At 57.3% G+C, this 20,023-nt stretch carries 13 protein-coding genes; 7 read left to right on the top strand and 6 right to left on the bottom strand.

The window, feature by feature from the left end; translation table 11 throughout:
- Positions 1-14: 14 nt before the first annotated feature.
- Together HBN54_RS11350 and HBN54_RS11345 are read left to right on the top strand one after the other, a co-directional pair.
- Positions 15-935 carry a DUF6268 family outer membrane beta-barrel protein gene (locus HBN54_RS11350; protein ID WP_168673330.1) on the top strand — a complete coding sequence of 307 codons (921 nt, stop codon included), beginning with the start codon at positions 15-17 and terminating at the stop codon, positions 933-935.
- A gap of 393 nt (positions 936-1,328) precedes the next feature.
- A complete protein-coding gene (locus tag HBN54_RS11345) occupies positions 1,329-4,115 on the top strand; it encodes a TonB-dependent receptor (protein ID WP_168673329.1) in 2,787 nt (928 codons plus the stop codon).
- An 84-nt stretch (positions 4,116-4,199) separates the two neighbouring features.
- Here the strand turns inward: HBN54_RS11345 and HBN54_RS11340 are convergent, their stop codons facing one another.
- The gene (locus HBN54_RS11340; protein WP_168673328.1) at positions 4,200-5,357 is read right to left on the bottom strand and encodes an XdhC family protein; all 1,158 of its coding nucleotides are present in this window, start codon (positions 5,355-5,357) and stop codon (positions 4,200-4,202) included.
- Between the two features lie 296 nt (positions 5,358-5,653).
- Between HBN54_RS11340 and HBN54_RS11335 the strand changes: the two genes are divergently transcribed.
- Both HBN54_RS11335 and HBN54_RS11330 read left to right on the top strand, forming a co-directional pair.
- On the top strand, positions 5,654-6,226 hold the full coding sequence (locus HBN54_RS11335) for a DUF4262 domain-containing protein (RefSeq protein ID WP_210428041.1): 573 nt from the start codon (positions 5,654-5,656) through the stop codon (positions 6,224-6,226).
- Positions 6,227-6,290: 64 nt separating this feature from the next.
- The gene (locus tag HBN54_RS11330; protein WP_168673326.1) at positions 6,291-6,740 is read left to right on the top strand and encodes a hypothetical protein; all 450 of its coding nucleotides are present in this window, start codon (positions 6,291-6,293) and stop codon (positions 6,738-6,740) included.
- 123 nt (positions 6,741-6,863) lie between these two features.
- Here the strand turns inward: HBN54_RS11330 and HBN54_RS11325 are convergent, their stop codons facing one another.
- The 3 genes from HBN54_RS11325 to HBN54_RS11315 all read right to left on the bottom strand — a co-directional run bounded on the left by HBN54_RS11325 (position 6,864) and on the right by HBN54_RS11315 (position 12,903).
- A complete protein-coding gene (locus HBN54_RS11325; RefSeq protein WP_168673325.1) occupies positions 6,864-8,318 on the bottom strand; it encodes an efflux transporter outer membrane subunit in 1,455 nt (484 codons plus the stop codon).
- Positions 8,319-8,548: 230 nt separating this feature from the next.
- Positions 8,549-11,737, bottom strand: coding sequence for an efflux RND transporter permease subunit (locus HBN54_RS11320; RefSeq protein WP_168673324.1), 3,189 nt, complete (start codon positions 11,735-11,737; stop codon positions 8,549-8,551).
- An 80-nt stretch (positions 11,738-11,817) separates the two neighbouring features.
- Complete coding sequence (locus tag HBN54_RS11315) at positions 11,818-12,903, bottom strand: efflux RND transporter periplasmic adaptor subunit (RefSeq protein ID WP_168673323.1); 1,086 nt, start codon at positions 12,901-12,903, stop codon at positions 11,818-11,820.
- Positions 12,904-13,580: 677 nt separating this feature from the next.
- Between HBN54_RS11315 and HBN54_RS11310 the strand changes: the two genes are divergently transcribed.
- The 3 genes from HBN54_RS11310 to HBN54_RS11300 are packed head-to-tail and all read left to right on the top strand — an operon-like array spanning position 13,581 to position 15,006.
- Positions 13,581-14,090: a hypothetical protein gene (locus tag HBN54_RS11310; RefSeq protein WP_168673322.1), complete on the top strand. Its 510-nt coding sequence runs from the start codon at positions 13,581-13,583 to the stop codon at positions 14,088-14,090.
- Positions 14,091-14,092: 2 nt separating this feature from the next.
- Positions 14,093-14,557, top strand: coding sequence for a helix-turn-helix transcriptional regulator (locus HBN54_RS11305; RefSeq protein WP_168673321.1), 465 nt, complete (start codon positions 14,093-14,095; stop codon positions 14,555-14,557).
- Positions 14,557-15,006: a hypothetical protein gene (locus HBN54_RS11300; protein WP_168673320.1), complete on the top strand. Its 450-nt coding sequence runs from the start codon at positions 14,557-14,559 to the stop codon at positions 15,004-15,006. Before HBN54_RS11305 ends, HBN54_RS11300 begins: the two co-directional genes overlap by 1 nt.
- 119 nt (positions 15,007-15,125) lie before the next feature.
- On the opposite strand, the gene katG is transcribed toward HBN54_RS11300, so the two are convergent.
- Both katG and HBN54_RS11290 read right to left on the bottom strand, forming a co-directional pair.
- Positions 15,126-17,384: a catalase/peroxidase HPI gene (katG, locus tag HBN54_RS11295; protein ID WP_168673319.1), complete on the bottom strand. Its 2,259-nt coding sequence runs from the start codon at positions 17,382-17,384 to the stop codon at positions 15,126-15,128.
- Between the two features lie 380 nt (positions 17,385-17,764).
- Positions 17,765-20,005, bottom strand: coding sequence for a xanthine dehydrogenase family protein molybdopterin-binding subunit (locus HBN54_RS11290; RefSeq protein ID WP_168673318.1), 2,241 nt, complete (start codon positions 20,003-20,005; stop codon positions 17,765-17,767).
- Between the last annotated feature and the right edge of the window lie 18 nt (positions 20,006-20,023).

Here is a 20,023-nt window from a genome sequence, read left to right as displayed (position 1 = left end):
ACCCAGATTATTCCGTGTCTGCACTACTACCTGCCCGGCGGCTGCCGGCCCTGCTGCTCTGTGCCTGCCTGCTCATTCCGGTCCTCGGCCGGGCGCAGGGCTACGCCGAGGGCATTGGCCTGAGCTACGAGGTGCTGCCCCTGAAGCTGGCCAGCGGCAATGAAGACACGTTCCGGAGCTATGTTTTCCGGGCCAGCCTCATTGTGCCCATGGCCGTGGCGGCCGATACTTCGCACGCGGTATTGGTGGGCCTCAATCTCGAAACACTGCGTTTCAGCGGCAACCGACCTGGATTTGAGGTGCATAACGTATATGGCATCACGCCGGTGCTGGGCTACCGGCAGCGCCTTTCGCCCCGTACCGAGCTCACGGCCCTGGCGCTGCCCGCCCTCAACTCCGACCTGCGCGAGGTGCGCGGGGCCGACGTGACCTGGGGCGGCGTGGTGCGCGCCGCCTACCGCGCCAATGCCCGCCGGGCCTATCGCCTCACGGTGGGCTACCGGCAGCAGTTCTACGGCCCGCAGTACGTGCTGCTGCTGGGCCTCGACTGGCGGCTTGGGCAGCGCTGGCGGCTTTTTGGCGACTTGCCCACCTCCTTCACGGCCAGCTATGCCGCCACGCCCCGCGTCAATCTGGGCTTCAACCTGATTGGCATCAACACGGCCTACCGGCTGGTGAGCAACGACCAATACTTCCAGTATCAGCAGGGGCATTATGGCCTGTTTGCCGAAGCGTATTTGAGTACCCATTGGGCGCTGCGGGCCACGGCCGCCTATGCCGTGACACGGCGGCTGGAGGTGTATGCCAAAGATGACCAATGGCCCGCTACCCTCGACTACATCGGCCTCGGCCAGGCCCCAACTCCGCTCAGCCCGCGCCTGGATAAGGGAACGACGTTGCGCCTGGCGCTGAGCTATCGGGTTTCGGCCCAGTAGTTTAAGCTGTTCGGGGGATGCTTTGGGTGGGGTGTTAAGGACTATTAATTTAGAGGGTGAATTGCATTATATGTAGTCCGTTGCTTATTGGTATTCAGTATTTTAACCTGTAATAAAAGCTTATTGCATTTGAAAATCTAGAATTAGTTACAAATGCCCAAATGCGAAAATTTTAACATTATTCAACTAATGGCCGCTGAGTAGTTGGTTTTAAAGTCGATTACAATTGATTTAACCCATAATCGGTCAGATTAGTGCTGCGCATCGAAATGGGTTAATCACCATTCAGATACTGTTCAACTGCCAATAACCATACTTTGGCGAAAATAGAAAGGGCATGCCGTTGGGCAGGCATAATTTTGCTTTTTCTAATAAACAGTATTAATTAACAGAATGAGTAAAATATACGCTGCATTATTGGTGACCGCCCTGGCACCTGCTACTGCACTGGCTACGCCCACCCCCGGGCCACTACCACATTACCCCAAAGCCAAAGCTGCCAAAATACGCCGGATGCCTGAGCCAGTGGAAGGCCACATTGGCGGCGCGATAACCACCAATGCCGGCGACCCCTTGCCCGGCGCTACCGTGTTTATCAAAGGGACTTACATTGGCACGAGCACTAATCAGGATGGGCATTTCGACCTGACCCGCTCGTTTGCCAACGGGCCGGTGGAGCTGGTGGTAGCCTACGTGGGCTACGAAACGCAGACGATACTCCTGCAAAAGCCCGAAGACCAGCTAAATGTGGCCATGGTGCCGAGTGCTACCATGTTGAGCGAAACGGTGGTTTCGGCCTCGCGGGTAGAGGAAAACATCATGCGGGCCCCGGTAACCATCGACAAGGTTTCGGCCAAGCAGGTGGAGCGCATCAGCACGCCGGAGGTGCTCTCGGGCCTGGGCAACCTGGCGGGCATCGACGTGAGCTCGGCCTCGATGCTGTTTACCAGCATCAGCACGCGCGGCTTCAACACGGCCAAATCGGAGCGCGTGATTCAGCTGGTGGATTACATGGATACGGCCCTGCCGTCGCTCAACCTGAGCCCCGGCAACCTGGTGGGCATTCCGGAGCTGGACATGGAAAGCATTGAGATTGTGCACGGTCCGGCGTCGGCCCTGTACGGCTCGAACGCGCTGAGCGGCGTGGTGCTCTTCAACTCGAAAGACCCGTTTGTGTACGAGGGCCTGAGCCTGCGCCTGCGGGGCGGCCAGCGCAACCTGCTGGACGGGCAGCTGCGCTACGCCAAGAAGCTGAGCGAGAAGCTGGCTTTTAAAATCAATGGCAGCGTGTTTCAGGCCAACGACTGGATTGCCAACAACTACGAGGCCAATAATACGTCGCTGAACCCCGCGAATTCGCCCCTGGGCTATGATGCCGTGAACCGCTACGGCGAAATCAGCAACCTCTACACGCCCTACCAGAACCAGCCAGCCGCCGGCTATATCGTGAACCAGGAGCTGTACGGCAAAACCGTGTACATGCCCGGCTTCACGGAGCAGGAGCTGATTGCGGGCGACCAGAAAACGAAGTCGTACCGGGTGCAGGGCGCCGTGTCGTACCTCTTCAACAGCGACCTGAAGCTGACCGTGGAAGCCAAGCGCGGCGAAGGCACCGCCACTTACCAAAACCTGAGCCGCTTTCGCGTGAAGGGCTTGGGCACCAATCAGTACCGGGCCGAGCTGAAAAGCTCGAAGGGCTTTATTCGCCTGTACTCGACCCAGGATTTTACTGGCAGCAGCTACGAGCTGACCCAGCTCAGCGCCCGGATGCTGACGCTGCCCACCGCCGAAGGCGGCTCGCTGAACTACGCGCAGCAGTATTTTGGCACCTACAACCAGGCGTACACGCAGGCCCGCACGACCTTCGGCAAAACCCCGGCCGAAGCCTTGGCCATTGCCAAAACGGCCGCCGATGCCACCCAGCTGAAGAGCACCGACCCGCGCTACACCGTGCTGCGCGACCAGGTAGTGAACGACAAGCGCCCCGGCTACGGGGCCCAGCAAAACTTCAGCTCGTACCTGAACGATGCCAGCGCCCAGCACAACTTCGTGCTCGGCCACAACACCGGCCTGATTGTGGGCGGGGCCTACCGCCAGTACCGGCTGGGCTCCGATGGCTTCCTCTTTGCCGATACGAACGGGGAGCGCATTCTGAACCACGAGTTTGGCGGCTACGCCCAGCTCACCCAAACGCTGCTCGACGACCGCCTGAAGCTGGCCTTCGCGGGCCGGGTCGATGCGTTCAAAAACTTCGACCCTTCGTTCTCGCCCCGCGTGGCCGCCGTGTACTCGGTGGGCGAGCGCAAGCAGCATAACTTCCGGGCCAGCTACGGGCAGGCCTTCCGCAGCCCTTCGCAAACCGACCAGTACCTGCAGTCTGACCAACGCTCGTTTATTCTGCTGGGCAACGTGGGCAATGGCTTCCAGGGCTACGGTTTAACCAATGCCCAGGGCCAGTCATACAATCCGGGCGTGACGCCGCTGGCCGGCTTCCAGGTGTCGTTCGACAAGCTGCGGCTGGAGCGCGTGAACACCGTGGAAGTGGGCTACAAGGGCGCAATTCTGCCCAACGTGTACGTCGATGCCAGCTACTTCAACAGCCGCTACAACGACTTCATCGGCGGCACGGCATTTATTGGCAACCTGGACGGCAGCCGCCCCACCGAGCAGCAGGTGAACGCCGGCCTGCCGTCGGGCTTCACCGATTCCAAGGCCTCGCCGGCCCGTGCCATTTTCGTGTCCTACAACTTCGCGCAGGAAGTGCGGACGCAGGGAGCCACCTTCGCCCTGACCTACTACCTGAACCGCGCCCTGAACCTGACCGGCAACTACTCGCTGAACGTGCTGGACCGCAGCAACCTGCCCACCGGCTTCCGCACGTTCTTCAACACGCCGAAGCATAAATTCAACCTCGGAGCCAACGGTACGGTGCTGAAGCACCTGACCTACTCGGCCAACTACCGCTGGATTGAGGGCCACTACCAGGAAATGCCGCTCGCCGCCGGCCAGGTGCACACCTACCGCACCGCCGATGCTTACCTAGGCTATACCCTGCCCAAAATTGCCACCACGCTGCAGCTCGGCGGCTCAAACCTGTTCGATGACGCGAACATCCAGATTATTGGCGGCCCGCAAATTGGCCGGCTCGTCTACCTGGGCTTGCTATTCAATGTGAAGTAAGCGCCCCAATCGGAGCGAATAGTAAAAAGGCCCGCGTCATCGACGCGGGCCTTTTTAGTTGATAAACGTCGCTGAAAATAGCGACTAACCAGCTTTTTCAGCCATTGAGGCCAGCAGCGGTACCAGCGGCGCGTGCACGGTGCCGGCCCGCTCGCGCAGTGGCCGCCCGTTGCGGTGGTGCTGCCGCGCCTGAATCTCGGCCACGATGGCCAGTGCAATTTCTTCGGGCGTTTCGCTGCCCAAATCGAGGCCGATAGGGCTGTGCAAGCGGTTGTGCAGCACATCGGCAATCTCACTTTCGGTTAATTCCAGTTCCTCGCGCAGCAGCCGGCCGGCCTTGGCGCGCGGACCAAGCAGGCCAATGTAGGGCGTGGCCGTGGGCAGCAGGATTTGCAGCGCGGCTAGGTCGTAGGTGTAGTTATGGCTGAGCAAAACGTGGTAAGCGCCCGCATCGGGCACCTGCGTTTCCAGCTCACGCACCGGCACGATGCGGACCTCCGCTGCCTCAGGGAAGCGGGCGGCCGTGGCCAGATTGGGCCGGCCATCCATTACGGTGATGTGCCAGCCGAGCGAGGCCGCCAGGTGCACCAGCGGCTGTGCGTCGTTGCCCGCGCCGTAGACCACCAAGCGCAGCGGCGGCACCAGCACCTCCAGCAGTGCCCGCACCGGGCCGGCATCGGTTTCAATATCGAGCACCCGCGACAGACCCTGCGCCAGCGTGGCGCGGGCCGCCTCGGCTAGCGGGCCGGCCAATAGGGGAGTACCGCGCAGCGCGCCGGCGGCCGAGAGCAGCACCCGCTGCCCCACGGCCGCCTTCAAGCCCAAAGCATCGGTTTCGAACACGGTGGCCAGCACAGCCGGCTCAGGGTGTTGGGCGAAGCCGCGCAGCAGTTCCACGGGGTTGTCAGCGGCGGCAAAATCCAGCGGCTCCAGCAGGATGCGGACCACGCCCTGGCAGCCGGGGCCGAGGCCGTGGCGCAGGTCGTCTTCGTCGCGGGTGTCGTAGGTAACCAGCGCCGGCTGGCCCCGGAAAATGGCCTGGCGGGCCCGCTGGCGGGCATCACCCTCCAGGCAGCCCCCGCTGATGGCCCCGGTCAGCTCGCCGTCTTCGGTGACGAGCATGCGGGCCCCGGGACGGCGGTAGGCCGAACCCAGCACTTCGACCACCGTGGCCAGGGCGCAGGGGCGGGCCTCGGCGCGGTGGCGGTCGTAGGCGAGGAGCAGGCGTTGGAGTTCAGTCATGGGTCAGGCGTTGGCTGACGGAAATACGCCCCAGAGCGGGGCGGGGTTATGATAACCCGGTACCGGTGGGGGTAGTTTTATGGGGGCTTCCAGCGGCAGTAGTTTCTGAGCTATCAAACGGGATGTTCAACTACAGTTGGATAAATTGCCGCACCAACAATCAGGTGACCACAGAGATGAATCAGCAAGAGGAGCTATCTGGCAAATCCACCTAGTTTTACCGTTCCAAAAGCCCGCTTTGGGTAACCGAGGAAGTCCTCGACTTGTAGGGACACGCCCCCGAACAACTCAACGCCATGAAGGAGCACCTTGAGCGACTGAAGCAACTGGGGATTGAGGCGATTGAGAGAACCCGAAACTTAAAATCATTGAATTGCCGGCCGACAGCGTCAAATACGCTCTATCATCAAAAAACTATGACTGACCAACAGGTAAAAGAATATCATGAGAAAGTTGCGGATGCCATGAAGAAATATGGTTATCACTCAACCTTTGTCTTTGGTGATAGTACGCCTTCATTTTGTTATTCAACTGGGGTTTATAAGAGATTCGGAATACCAGAGATTTTTATTTCAGCTTTGCCCCAAAATTTATCACATGAACTCATTGCAAATTATGTGAGCAAATTCAAGGATAATGGCTTAATTCCGTTGAACGAAAAACTGCAAAACCTCACTGATAGGTTTCCAGCTTATCTGATTGAGGTATCGAAAGATATGTTAACGGATTATATCCTTTCTAGCCTTCGATTCTACGGGAATGAAGATTTTGAGTATGTGCAATTAGTCTATCCAGATACTAAGGGGCACTTTCCTGACGATATTGGTTATGATTATGACCAAGTGATATTGGGACGATTCAAAAATTAGAGCGATACATTTGATAAAGCATGCCTTCTAGTCTTTTAAAAAAAACTTCACAAACCCCAACACCATGATAAAAATTTTCAAAAAATTTGCTCTGTATTTCTTGCTTGTGTGCCTTAGTAATGGTTTTTTTAGTTGCACAAACATCTATTATGTAGGACAAACTTCTGAACCGACAAAACTATATGCGGCATCTGATACAGCTACTACACTTACTTATACTGTCCCAGTTGGAAGCAGAGTTTTAAGCAGGAAAAAATCAAAGAAATATCACTACATCATTTTTGAAACGTATACTGGTTACGCTTATAATCCTGTTCTCGGGAATTACCACAAGTACAACTCTGCTATTGATGGAAATCTTTATGGATATTCCTCAACCAAATCAACATCCACTTATAACTCTTCTTCTAGCAGCTCGAAAAGCTCTGGTGGCCCAGTTCATGTTAAAGGATATACTCGCAAAAACGGAACGTACGTTCAGCCTCATACCCGTAGTGCGCCAAGAAGGCGTTAGTTTGGAAAACGTCTGCTAGCGTAAACGGTACAAATTCTCTAATAAGAAACGCCCCGCAACAAACCAGTTGCGGGGCGTTTCTCTGTGCGGCAATAGCTGTTTCAGCTACGCGCGGGGGCTTGGTTACTTCCAGCCGCCACCCAGGGCGCGGTACACGTTCACCGAGGCGTTAAGCTGCTGCATGCGGGTTTCGATGAGGTCGAACTTCGATTCCAGGGCGTCGCGCTGGGTGAAGAGAACTTCCGTGTAGTCGGCGCGGGCGTAGCGGAAGAGGCTGTTGGAGATTTCCACCGACTGGTTGAGGGCTGCCACTTCCTTGGCTTTCGCGTCGTAGCTCTGGGCCAGGTTGCTGATGCTGGCGACCTGGTTCGACACTTCGACGTAGGCGTTTAGCACGGTCTTTTCGTAGCGGTACACGGCCTGCGTTTGCAGGGCGTTGGCGTTGTAGTAGAACGCCTTAATGCCGTTACGGTTAAACAGCGGGCCGGCCAAGTCAGCACCCAGCGCGTAGAGCAACGACTGGGGCGAGGATACCAGCAGGCCGGGTGTGAAGGCCGCCAAGCCGACGCCGCCCGTGATGCCCAGCGAGGGGTAGAAATTGGCCCGGGCCACCTGCACGTCGATTTTGGCGGCGGTGAGCTGCTGTTCGGCCTGCCGGATATCGGGGCGGTTGGCCAGCAGCTGTGCGGGCGAGCCAGCCTGGATGGTCGCCGGCAGCCGGTCGTTAAACGACTGCGCGTTGCGGGCCACCGGCTGCGGGTAGCGGCCGGCCAGGTAGTTCAGCCGGTTCTCGGTTTCGACGATGCTTTGCTGGAGCTTGAACTGCAGGGCGCGGGTGTGCTGCACCTGGGCCTCGAAGCGCTTCACGGCCAGCTCGGTGGCACGGGCCGATTCCTTCTGGAACTTCACCAACTCCAGCGCATTGGTCTGGATACCAATGTTCTGCTGCACGATGGCCAGCTGGTTGTCGTAGGCCAGCAACTCGTAGTAGGAGTTGGCGATTTCGGCAATCAGGTTGGTCACCATGAAGTTTTTACCCTCCACAGTGGCCAGGTAGCGAATGGCGGCGGCCTTCCTGGCGTTGCGCAGCTTGTGCCAGATATCGACCTCCCAGGTGGCAAACGCACCCACCTGGAAGTTGGTGAGCGGGTCGGGCGTGCGGCGGCCTTCCTTGATGTCGATATTCTCCTCGGTCGCGCCTTGCAGGGTGTAGCGACCCACTTTTTCCGCGTCGGCCCGGGCACCGAGGCGCACGAAAGGTAAATACTCGCCCTGACGGGCGCGGATTTCGTTTTTGGCAATCTCGATTTCCTGGAGCGTGATGTTCAGCTCCTGGTTGTTTTGCAGGGCGGTGCCAATCAGCGCCTGCAGGTTGGGGTCGGTGAAAAACTGCTTCCACTGCACGCTGGCCGTGTTGGCGCTATCGAGGGAAGTGGCCGAGGTGGCGGTGGCGGTCGAATAGCTGGCCGGCACGTTGCGGCTTTCGTTCTTCACCACCAGCTCGGGCGTTTTGCAGGCCCCCACGGCGAGGGCCAGGCTGGCCGCGCCGAGGCATTGATAAATTCGTTTTTTAAGCATAATGAGCTTGATTTCTTCTGGCTTGCTGGCGCGCGTCTGCGACGCGTGCCGACTGGTTTCGAGCCTGCGGCTCGGGTATCGGATTTATTGGTAATCGTGAGTGGCGGTTCATTTTTTCCAGTCGGCACGCGTCGCAGATGTGCGCCAGCAAGCCGATTGTTCTCCCCCGAGCCAAAGGCTCGAACCCAGTCGGCACGCGTCACAGACGCGCGCCAGCTATTCGGATTCCACTAGGCGTAAGGCTCCATTTCCTCCAGCGTCACGCGGGGCTCTACACCTTCGAGGATGGGCGACTCGTTTTCGTCGCGAATCAGCTTGTTGTCGCCAGCCAGGGTGCCGAAGAAGTAGTACAGGCCGGGGATGATAATTACCCCGAACACCGTGCCGAACAGCATGCCGCCGAGTGCCGAGCTACCGATGGTACGGTTGCCGATGGCGCCCGCGCCGGTGGCCACCACCAGCGGAATCAGGCCGGCGATGAAGGCGAACGAAGTCATCAAAATCGGGCGGAATCGCACTTTGGCACCTTCAATGGCCGCATCGCGGACGGACATGCCTTCCTCGTGCTTCAGGGCCGCGAATTCGACGATAAGTACCGCGTTTTTACCCAGCAGACCTACCAGCATGACCAGGCCCACCTGGGCGTAGATGTCGTTGGCCAGACCGAACATCTTGATGAACAGGAACGACCCGAACACCCCGGCTACCAGCGAGAAGATAACGGCCAGCGGCAGCAGGAAGCTTTCGTACTGCGCGGCCAGCACTAGGTACACGAACACAAGCACGACCAGGAAAATCACGGTCGATTCGTTGCCGCGGCCCACTTCGTCTTTCGACAGGCCGCCCCAGTCGATGTCGTAGCCGTGGGGCAGGGTCTTGGCTACTTCCTGCACGGCTTTCAGGGCCTCGCCGCTGCTGAAACCTTCCGCCGCGCCGCCCCGGATGGAGGCGGTGGTGTACATGTTGTAGCGGTTGATTTCGTTGGCACCCTGCGACTTCACGATTTTCATGAAGGCCGAGAATGGCACCATTTCGCCCTTGTCGTTCTTGGCCCACATGTTCAGGATGTCCTCCGGCAGCCGTCGGTATTCGGGCGAAGCCTGCACGTACACCTTGAAAAAGCGCTGGTATTTGATGAAGCCCAGCTCGTAGGTCGAGCCTACCATGATGCTCAGCGTATTCATGGCGTTGCCGATGCTCACGCCTTTCTGCATGGCCAGCTCGTTGTCGATTTTCAGCTCGTACTGCGGGTATTCGGCCGAGAAGAAGGTGAACAGGCCGGCCAGCTCCTTGCGCTTTTTCAGCTGAACCATGAACTCATTGTTCACTTTTTCCAGCGCTTTGTAGTCGCCCGAGTTGGTTTTATCCAGCAATTGCAGCTGGAAACCACCCGCCGCGCCGTAGCCCGGCACTGCCGGCGGCTCGAAGAATTCGATGGTCGCGCCGGGAATCTGCTTGGCTTTTTTCTCCAGGTTTTCCACGATTTCGGCAATCGATTCCTTGCGTTCCGACCACGGCTTCAAGTCGAGCAGCAGTGTGCCAGCGTTCGAGCCCCGGCCTTCGGTCAGTACTTCGTAGCCGGCCAGGGAGGAGATGTTGGCCACGCCGGGAATGTCCTTGGCCAGGCCGGCCAGGCGCTGCGATACGGCGTTGGTTTGCTCCAGCGTGGTGCCAGGCGGCGTTTGCACAATGGCATAAATCAGGCCCTGGTCTTCGCTCGGAATAAAGCCAGCCGGCAGCTTCGCCGCAATGGCCCAGATACCGAGGCCGAAGGCAATCAGCATCCCGAAGGTGATGAGCCGGTTGGCCACAATGCGCGACAGCAGGCCGGTATAGGCGTTGGTCAGCTTCTCGAAGCCCCGGTTGAACCAGTCGAAGAAGCGCTGCATGGGCGTTTGCTTCTTGGCCTCACCGTGGTGGTTTTTCAGAATCATGGCGCAGAGCACCGGCGTCAGCGTGAGGGCCACGATGCCCGAAATCACAATGGCCGTGGCCATGGTAATGGAGAACTGACGGTAGAAAATGCCCACCGGGCCGCTCATGAACGATACCGGGATGAACACGGCCGTCATCATGATGGTGATGCCGATGATGGCCCCGCTGATTTCGCCAACTACTTGCCGCACTGCATTATAAGGTGACAGGTGCTGCTCATCCATCTTGGCGTGCACGGCCTCAATCACCACAATGGCGTTATCGACCACGATACCGATGGAAAGCACCAGCGCAAACAGCGTAATCATGTTGATGGTGAGGCCAAACGCCTGCATCGCCATGAACGAGCCCACCAGCGACACCGGCACGGCCAGCGCCGGAATCAGCGTCGAGCGCCAGTCTCCCAGGAACAGGAACACCACCAACGCCACCAGAATAAAGGCGTCGCGCAGGGTGTGGATTACGTTCTCAATCGAGGCATCGAGGAAGTTCGACACGTCGTAGGTGATTTTGTAGTCCATGCCCGGCGGGAAGGTTTTCTTCAACTCTTCGAGCTTGCCTTTCACCTCTTTAATTACGTCCGAAGCGTTCGAGCCGTAGGTCTGCTTCAGCACGATAGCCGCCGACGGGTACTGGTTCAGGTTGGAGTAGATGTCGTAGAACTCCGAGCCCAGCTCCACATTGGCCACGTCTTTCAGGTGCAGGCTTTCCCCGTTGGAGTTGGCCTTGAGAATCACGTTTTTATACTCGTCTATTTCGTTGAAACGGCCCTTGTAGCTCAGCACGTATTCCAGCGACTGTGCCTGCCCGCCATCGGAGCGGCCAATCCGGCCCGGCGAGCCAATCACGGACTGCTCATCCAGCGCCTTCATCACGTCATCGACGGAGATATTGTAGGCCCGCATCCGGTCGGGTTTCAGCCAGATACGCATGGCGTACTGCCGGCTGCCCAGAATGCTGGCCCGGCCAATGCCACCCAAGCGCTGCAACTCGGGTATCATGTTCACGCCGGCGTAGTTGAACAGGTACTTCATGTCCGTGTTCTTGTCTTTCGAGTACAAGTTCACGTACATCAGCATGTTAGGCACCACGCGGTTCACAATCACGCCCTCGCGCTGCACCAGGATTGGCAGGCGGTTGAGCACCTGCGCGATGCGGGTGTTCACGTTCACCACGGCCTGGTCGGGGTCGGTGCCCAGGTTGAACACAATCTGGATGTTGGCCTCGCCGGCGCTCACGGCGTCGGAGGTCATGTACTTCATGCCCGGCACGCCGTTCACGGCCTGCTCCAGCGGAATCAGCACCGACTCGGTGAGCACCTTGGCGCTGGCTCCGGGGTAGGCCGCGCTCACCATCACGAGCGGCGGCGAAATCTCCGGAAACTGCGACGTGGGCAGCTTCATAATAGCCAGCCCGCCCATCAGCAGGATGACAATCGAAATAACAATGGCAAATACTGGCCTACGAATGAATTTACTAAACATATTCTGCTGGCTGGTTTGATAATAGGAAAAGGGGCCGCCTGCTCCGGTCTGACCGCCTAGGGCGGTCAGACCGGCGGACGTTACTCGCTGTACACCTTCAAATGCGAGATGACCGTCTGCGGGGCTTTGAAGTCGTAGCGTATTTTATCGCCGTCTTTCACCTTGCGCAGGCCTTCGAGCAGGATGCGGTCGGTAGCTTTGATGCCGGAGTTGATGATGTACAAATCAGGCATTTCGGAGGCGATGCCTACCTCGCGCTGGTGCACCACGTTGTCTTTGTCGACTACGAAGACATACTTTTTCTCCAGAACCTCGAAGGTGGCTTTCTGCGGGATAATCAGCGCCCCTTTCAGCGGCACGGTCATGAGCACGCTGCCGGTTTCGCCGTTGCGCAGCAGGCCATCGGGGTTGGGGAAGGTAGCGCGGAAGGCAATGTTGCCGGTTTCGTTATTGAAATCAGCCTCAATGGTTTGCACAATGCCGGTCTGGTCGAATACCTCGTTGTTGGCCATCCGCAGCTTCACATGCGCCGCCTTGTCGCTGGCTTTGGCGTGCTCCTTGTAAGCCAGGTATTCGGCTTCGGGCACGTTGTAGTACACCCACATTTTGCTGTTGTCGGAGAGCGTGGTTAGCAAGTCGCCCTCATCCACCAGGCTGCCCAGGCGGCCCTGGAAGTGGTCCATGATGCCGCTGAACGGGGCTTTCACAGTCGTGAATTGCAGGTGCGTCTGGGCCAGCGATACGTCGGCGTTGGCCTTGTCGTACTTGGCCTGGGCCAGCGCCAACTCGCTGCTGGACACGATGTTCTTGTCGGCCAGCTTCTTGGTGTTCTGGTACTCCATCTGCACGTAGTGCGCCTCGGCCTGCGACTTTTTCAGCTCGGCCTGGTATATCGTGGGCTTAATTTGAAACATGGTTTGGCCCTGCGAAACATGCTGGCCTTCATCCACAAAAATCTTCTCCAGATAGCCTTTCTCCAGAGCCCGCAGCTCGATGCGCTGGTAGGAGTGCACCTGTGCCACGTACTCCTTGGTAATGGTGGTGTCTTTCTGCAAGGGGCTGGTGGCGACCAGCTTAATCTGCTCTTCTACTTCCTTTTTCTCTTCCTTGCAGCTGGTGGTGTAGAACAAAACGCCGCAGCTCAGCAGCATGATTACTCTTTTCATAAGAACCTTGGGTAACGTGACAGGCGGGTGGTATTGCATAGGGAATGGTCATTCAGGTAGTTGCACCGGGCAGTTGGCTAGGTCCGCGATGCCTTGGGAAAGCCGGCTGGCCGGTAACTAATCAGGCCGGGGAACTGCACCGTGGCCCACTGGCACGGGGAGATTGGCAATCATCTCACAAAAGCCATCGGGGCCGGAGGTGCCTGATTGGGGGTATACATACTGCACGGAAGGCTTCGCTCAAACAGCAAAACGCCCTTGGCCGCCGGCAAACCTGCCGGCTCCAAACCAAGCCGAAAGCGCACATCGCAGGGTGGGAGGGGCGAAGCCGCGCAGCTTGTGTCGTGGGTTGACAGTACAAACTTCCCCCCGCCGGCATGAAGCGGAAATGAAGGTATCCCGGAGTGCTATTAATTTTTGCGCCCGCATCTGCCGCGTCCAGAGGTGCTTTTGGGCCTGTGTTCTAGCAATCATATGCGCCAAAAACAAGTGCTTAGATTGGCTATTGGTACACAGGTGGAGTTGTTATAGCGTGCATAACCGCCCTTTATTCTATAGATTGGGCCGTTAAAGCTATGAGGTTGCCCTTAATGGATTGGCAAAGAGGTACAGATGAACCAAACGCAGCAAAAGAGGGTCTGTAAAACAAACAAAAAATAAACCTATAGGTTGATTTAATGGAAGTCGTTTCTATATTTGCGGAGAATCTGTACTCTTTTCGCTATGACGGCGAGACAGAAAATGAGTACGACAGAATGATGGACTTATGGACAGATACAGAATATCTGCGCGAATACGCTATACAAAATGATGTAGCTGACGTATATGGGTTTATAGAAGATATATCAAGGTGTGCGGAAGTTGTTCAAGACTTCTTAGAAGATATAATTCATAGTCGAGATGACCTTGAACTATACTTTGAAGCATTGCAAGAGTCAGAAAGAAAAAGGGTAACGCTTTCTTTGCAGAAAGGAAAAATAAGAAGAAATAAGCTTAGACTATATGCAGTAAAAATTGATTCTAATTGTTTTGTGATTACTGGGGGTGCAATAAAAATGAGCCAAAGAATGGACGAGCATCCAGATACTGAAATGGAGTTAAAAAAATTAAATGCAGCAAGAGAGTATTTCAGAAGTAACGGTGTGTTTGATGAGGATTCATTCTTCGAGTTATTAATCGAAAATTAGTGATGACCAACAAAGAAAAGTTTCTGGCCTTAGTTTCTAAAGAGAAAAGTTCTACTTTAGAAAAAAACAAAGAGCGAATCAAGAATAGAGAAATGTTGCGCGAATCGCAGCAAATTGCTATTAAGGTTATGAAAAAGCTAGATGAGATGGGATGGTCGCAGAAGGACTTGGCTGCAGCAATGAATGTTAGTCCCCAGCAGGTTAATAAAATTGTGAAAGGTCAAGAAAATTTGACACTTGAGACACAGCTAAAATTGCAGCTTGTCTTGGATATACCTATTCTAGCTAGCTATTATGAGGTGAAATGGAACTCGGTTAGAGAATCTGTTTTTGCTATGGAAAAGGTGGTTCAAAATCTTGATTCATATGCAGATAATACCCCAAGTTGCTATCAGTCTTCTGCTAAAATTTTTAAATTAGAGCCGAATAAATACTCTGATGAGTATTCATACTCAGAGGTAGGATAATGGATAAGAAAGATTCACAAATAAGTTTTTCCTTCAAAGGAATCAAAGTTGAGCAATTTGCTCTTCTTGAGGAAAGCTATGGGCCTAAAAAGGAAGAAGTCAAATTAGGTACAGAACTGCAGTTCAAGGTAGAACAGAGTAATAAGCAAATAGGAGTATTTGCAAGTTTCGAATTCAGCCAAGCCAAGAATGCTTTCTTGAAAATTGTCATAAGTTGTCATTTTAAAATTCAAGAAAAATCTTGGAATAGCCTTTCTAATCTAGAAGAGCAGAAGATAATCATTCCAAAAGGCTTTCTTATTCATTTGGCAATGCTTACAGTAGGAACTTCGAGGGGTGTTTTGTTTGCTAAGACAGAAGGCACTGTTTTTTCGAAATTCATTATACCAACCGTTGACGTTACGAAGATGATTCTTGAAGATGTTGTGATTAACGTTGTTGCAGTATAACAATTAAAACTCATTTGACACAACAAGAAAACGCCCCGCAACGAATTCGTTACGGGGCGTTTCTTTTGAGGCTTCAGCTAATTCCACACCTCACGGGGCGGAAGCGCTAGCGGGCGGTATTACGACTTGGCCAGGTCGAAGCGGCCGAGGTTCATCACCTTGGCCCACACGGCTACGAAGTCCTTCACGAACTTCTCTTTTGAATCGGCGCAGGCGTACACCTCGGCCAAGGCGCGCAGCTCGGAGTTCGAGCCGAAAATCAGGTCGACGCGGGTACCGGTCCACTTCACCTGGTTGGTTTTGCGGTCGCGGCCCTGGAAGGCGTTTTGTGCATCTGAGGTGCTGGCCCAGGTGGTGTTCAGGTCCAGCAGGTTCAGGAAGTAGTCGTTGGTGAGCGCGCCGGCGTGGTTGGTGAATACGCCGTGGTTCGAGCCATCGAAGTTGATGTTGATGGCGCGCAGGCCACCGAACAACACCGTCAGCTCGGGAGCGGTCAGGGTCAGGAGCTGGGCTTTGTCAATCAGCAGCTCCTCGGCGGCGGCGCGGTGGTGCGTTTTGAGGTAGTTGCGGAAGCCATCGGCGGCCGGCTCTAGGGCGGCGAACGATACCACGTCGGTCTGCTCCTGGGTGGCATCGGCGCGGCCGGGGGTGAAGGGGACGGTCACCTCGTGGCCAGCAGCTTTGGCAGCCTGCTCGATGCCGACCACGCCGGCCAGCACGATGAGGTCGGCCATCGAAACCTGCTTGCCGCCGGTCTGGGCGCTGTTGAAATCCTGCTGAATGCCGCCGAGCTTGTTCAGCACGGTGGAGAGCTGCGCCGGGTTGCTCACTTCCCAGTAGCGCTGCGGGGCCAGGCGCAGACGGCCGCCATCGGTGCCGCCGCGCTTGTCAGAGCCACGGTAGGTGGAGGCCGAAGCCCAGGCGGTGGATACCAATTGTGGCACCGTGAGACCGGAATCGGCTATTTTGCCTTTTAGCGCGGCCACGTCCTGGTCTTCAACCACCTGGTAGGTAATGGCGGGAATCGGGTCTTGCCAGAGCAGCTCTTCAGTAGGCACCTCGGGGCCGAGGTAGCGCTCCTTGGGGCCCATGTCGCGGTGCGTCAGCTTAAACCAGGCGCGGGCGAAAGCGTCGGCAAACTGGTCGGGATTTTCGTGGAAACGGCGCGAAATCTTCTCATACGCTGGGTCGGCGCGCAGGGCGATGTCCGAGGTCAGCATGAAGGGGGCGTGCGTCACGGCCGGGTCATGGGCATCGGGGATGGTGCCCGCGCCGCCGCCGTTCACGGGGCGCCACTGGTGCGCGCCGGCGGGGCTCTTGGTCAGCTCCCACTCGTAGCCGAACAGGTTGTCGAAGTAGTCGTTGCTCCACTTGGCGGGCGTGCTGGTCCAGGCACCTTCAAGGCCGCTGGTGATGGTGTGCTCGGAGTGGCCTTTGCCGAAGCTGTTGCGCCAGCCCTTGCTCATTTCCTCGATGGCAGCCCCGGCGGGCTCGCGGTTCACGAATTTGGCGGGGTCGGCCGCGCCGTGGGTTTTGCCAAAGGTGTGGCCGCCGGCAATCAGGGCCACGGTTTCTTCGTCATTCATGGCCATGCGGCCGAAAGTTTCGCGAATGTCGCGGGCCGAGCGCTCGGGGATGGGCTCACCGTCCGGGCCTTCGGGGTTCACATAGATGAGGCCCATCTGCACAGCGGCCAGCGGGTTTTCCAGCTGCCGGTCGTCTACGTAGCGCTTGTCGCCGAGCCACTCGGTTTCGGGGCCCCAGTACACGTCTTCCTGCGGCTCCCAGCCATCGGCACGGCCGCCGGCAAAGCCGAAAGGCTTCAGGTTCATCGACTCCAAGGCGCAGTTGCCGGTCAGGATGATAAGGTCGGCCCAGGAGATTTTATTGCCGTATTTCTGCTTGATGGGCCAGAGCAGCAGGCGGGCCTTGTCGAGGTTGGCATTATCGGGCCAGCTGTTGAGGGGGGCGAAGCGCTGCATGCCCATGCCCGCGCCGCCGCGGCCGTCGGAGATGCGGTAGGTGCCGGCGCTGTGCCAGGCCATCCGAATGAAGAAGGGGCCGTAATGGCCGTAGTCGGCCGGCCACCAGTCCTGCGAGGTCGTCATCAACTCGAACAGGTCCTGCTTTACAGCATTCAGGTCGAGCTTCTTAAACTCTTCGGCGTAGTTAAAGCCCTGGTCCATGGGGTCGGACAGGGTGGAATGCTGGCGCAGAATGCTCAGCTTGAGCATATTGGGCCACCACTCGCGGTTGGTGCGGCCGCCACCGGCCGTCTGCTTCACCGCGCCGTTGAGAAAAGGGCACTGGGCGGCGTCCGCGTTTAGGTCGTGGAGGATGGAGTTGTCTGCGGGGAGGTCGTGCAGGTTGGCGCTCATCTTGGAAGTGGTTTAATATAGCCTTATGAAAAGGCTGAATGGACTAAAGGGCTGCTGTCCGTACTGTATGGAGTAACGCTTGGAACAGTTGATTTCTACAAATTTAATTGGTGTGAAATCATAATCAAAATTGATTTTATTTATAACTTTATAACCAAAGTGTATATTAGCGCTTCGGCTGCTCTTTATGAATTTCCAATAGCTTGGGTACCTCGTAGCGCTGGATAAGCATTGCCGGTTTGGCCTCGGTACAAAGCTGGGCTACCGATTTTTAGCCCGACCATTGCCAGGTTATAAACCGTTGTACATAAAAACGCCCCGCAACCAGGCAGTTGCGGGGCGTTTTTATGTCACTCCAGCGGCACTGGCCGCCGTCGTTTCTACAGCAGCTTGTCAATCGTAATGGGCATGTCGCGCACGCGTTTGCCGGTGGCGTGGTAAATGGCGTTGGCCACGGCGGCGGCCACGCCCAGCAGGCCCACTTCACCCAGGCCTTTGATGCCGAGGGGATTGACTTTGTCATCTTCCTCGCTCACGAAAACGACGTCGATGTCGTGGATGTCGGCGTTCACGGGAACGTGGTATTCGGCCAGGGAATGGTTCATGTAGCGGCCGAAGCGGTGGTCCATCACTGATTCTTCCATCAGGGCCATGCCCAAGCCCCAGACCACAGAGCCGAGCACCTGGCTGCGGGCCGTTTTGGGGTTGATGATGCGGCCGGCGGCCACGGCATTCACCACGCGGGTGACGTGCACGGTCATCAGCTCGGGGTCTACTTTCACCTCCACAAACACGGCGTTGTGGGCGTGCATGGAGTATCTCGGCGGTTTCAGCATTTCCAGCTTGGCCAGCACGGTGGAGTTTTCGGCATCGATTTTGGGCTCGCCGCTGGCCTGCACCACATCGCGCAGTACCACGGCCTGCGTATCATCAGCGCGCAGGCGCATCTGGCCGTTGGCAAACTGCACGTCGTCTATTTTGGCGTCTTTGAACGCCGGGTGGTCCATTTTCTGGGCCTGTTTGAGCAAGGCTTCACCCAGCTTGGTGCAGGCCTCCACCACGGAGTTGCCCACCGAAGCGGCCGTCCAGGAGCCGCCCTGGATTGGCGACTGGGGCAGGGTAGTGTCGCCCAGCACGAAGGTGACGGCCTCGATGGGCAGGCCCATGCTTTCGGCCGCAATCTGCGTCATAATGGTGTAGGTGCCGGTGCCGATTTCGTTCGTGCCGCTGCTCACGGTGAGGTGGCCGTCGGCGTCGAGGCTGGCTTTTACGGTGGCGGGCATCTTGGAGGCATCCCACACGCCGCCGCCCATGCCCCAGCCCACCAGTAGGTTGCCGTCGCGCATCGAGCCGGGCTCGGGCGTGCGCTGCTCCCAGCCGAATTTGGCGGCGCCTTCGTGGTAGCACTTGCGCAGGGCCTTGCTGGAGTAGGGCAGGTCCTGGGCCTGGTCGATATCAGAGTAGTTGCGCAGGCGGAATTCGAGCGGGTCGAGGCCGGCGGCGTAGGCCATCTCGTCCATCGCAATTTCCAGCGCGATGGAGCCTGAGGCTGCGCCGGGGGCGCGCATATCCAGCGGCGTGTAGATGTCGCCCTTGGCCAGGCGGTAGCCCAGCTCCACGTTTTTGCAGTTGTAAAGCATGCCCGACCAGCCCACCACGTTTTCGGTGAAATCCTCAAACTGCGAGGTTTCGGCCACGGCGAAGTGGTTGATGCCGGTGAGCGAGCCGTCGGCCGCCGTGGCCAGGGCTACGTGCTGCAGAGTTTCGGCCCGGTGGCCGAAACTGAACATCTGCTCGCGGGTGAGCGAAACGCGCACCGAGCGTTCCAACTGCAGCGAAGCCATCACGGCCAGCAACAACTGGTACTGGGGCCGCAGGCCGGAGCCGAAGCCGCCGCCGGTGTACTTCGAAATCACCCGCGCCTGGTCCTTGCTCAGTCCGAAAACTTTGGTTACCAGCAGCTGGCTGTTGAAGGCGCCCTGCGTTTTGTCGTAGATGTTCAGGTTCTTGTCGCCCAGCCACTCCACGGTGGTGGCAAACATCTCCATGGGGTTGTGGTGCTGGGCGTGGTGCGAGTACTGCGCCTCCATGTGGGCCACGCCTTCCTTCCAGCCCTTGCCGAAGTTGCCGCGCGACTTGGGCGGCTGGTAGCCGGCTTTGCCGCGGCCAGGCTCATAGGCCTCGTCGATGTGCTGGCTCAGCTCGGTTTCATGGGCAGCTTCCTCGTACTCGATGTGCAGGATGGATGCAGCGTAGCGGGCCAGCTCAAACGTGTCGGCCACTACCAGCGCTACCGGCTGCAGGCTGTACTTTATTTCGGCATCGTGTAGCGGCCGGAACGGCGAGCCGCCGGGGGCAATCTGGTCCTTGTAGCTGCGGTCGAGCAGGGCATAATGCGGCACGTTCTCGTGCGAGAAAACCTGCTGCACGCCGGGCAGTGCCAGCACCGGCGCGGCGTCGATTTTCGTGATTTTACCCTTAGCAATGGGGCTGCTCACCACATAGCCGTACAGCAGGTTCGGCACGTTGTATTCGGCGGCGTACTTGGCGGTGCCGGTCACCTTGGCCGGGCCATCCACGCGGCTGGTGGGCTTGCCGATATAGTCGGTTTGGAGAGTCATAAGGATTCAAAAGCTATT

Origin of the sequence: Hymenobacter artigasi (genome assembly GCF_012275535.1) — a bacterium.
Taxonomy (GTDB): domain Bacteria; phylum Bacteroidota; class Bacteroidia; order Cytophagales; family Hymenobacteraceae; genus Hymenobacter; species Hymenobacter artigasi.
This window is presented reverse-complemented; position numbering and strand designations above follow the sequence as displayed.

Excerpts from the sequence above, each read along its gene's own strand:
- HBN54_RS11335 (WP_210428041.1), top strand. The coding sequence starts at position 5,654 with ATGAAGGAGCACCTTGAGCGACTGAAGCAACTGGGGATTGAGGCGATT.
- HBN54_RS11310 (WP_168673322.1), top strand. The coding sequence starts at position 13,581 with ATGGAAGTCGTTTCTATATTTGCGGAGAATCTGTACTCTTTTCGCTAT.
- HBN54_RS11300 (WP_168673320.1), top strand. The coding sequence starts at position 14,557 with ATGGATAAGAAAGATTCACAAATAAGTTTTTCCTTCAAAGGAATCAAA.
- HBN54_RS11320 (WP_168673324.1), bottom strand. The coding sequence starts at position 11,737 with ATGTTTAGTAAATTCATTCGTAGGCCAGTATTTGCCATTGTTATTTCG.
- HBN54_RS11345 (WP_168673329.1), top strand. The coding sequence starts at position 1,329 with ATGAGTAAAATATACGCTGCATTATTGGTGACCGCCCTGGCACCTGCT.
- HBN54_RS11340 (WP_168673328.1), bottom strand. The coding sequence starts at position 5,357 with ATGACTGAACTCCAACGCCTGCTCCTCGCCTACGACCGCCACCGCGCC.
- HBN54_RS11315 (WP_168673323.1), bottom strand. The coding sequence starts at position 12,903 with ATGAAAAGAGTAATCATGCTGCTGAGCTGCGGCGTTTTGTTCTACACC.
- HBN54_RS11330 (WP_168673326.1), top strand. The coding sequence starts at position 6,291 with ATGATAAAAATTTTCAAAAAATTTGCTCTGTATTTCTTGCTTGTGTGC.
- HBN54_RS11290 (WP_168673318.1), bottom strand. The coding sequence starts at position 20,005 with ATGACTCTCCAAACCGACTATATCGGCAAGCCCACCAGCCGCGTGGAT.
- HBN54_RS11325 (WP_168673325.1), bottom strand. The coding sequence starts at position 8,318 with ATGCTTAAAAAACGAATTTATCAATGCCTCGGCGCGGCCAGCCTGGCC.
- katG (WP_168673319.1), bottom strand. The coding sequence starts at position 17,384 with ATGAGCGCCAACCTGCACGACCTCCCCGCAGACAACTCCATCCTCCAC.
- HBN54_RS11305 (WP_168673321.1), top strand. The coding sequence starts at position 14,093 with ATGACCAACAAAGAAAAGTTTCTGGCCTTAGTTTCTAAAGAGAAAAGT.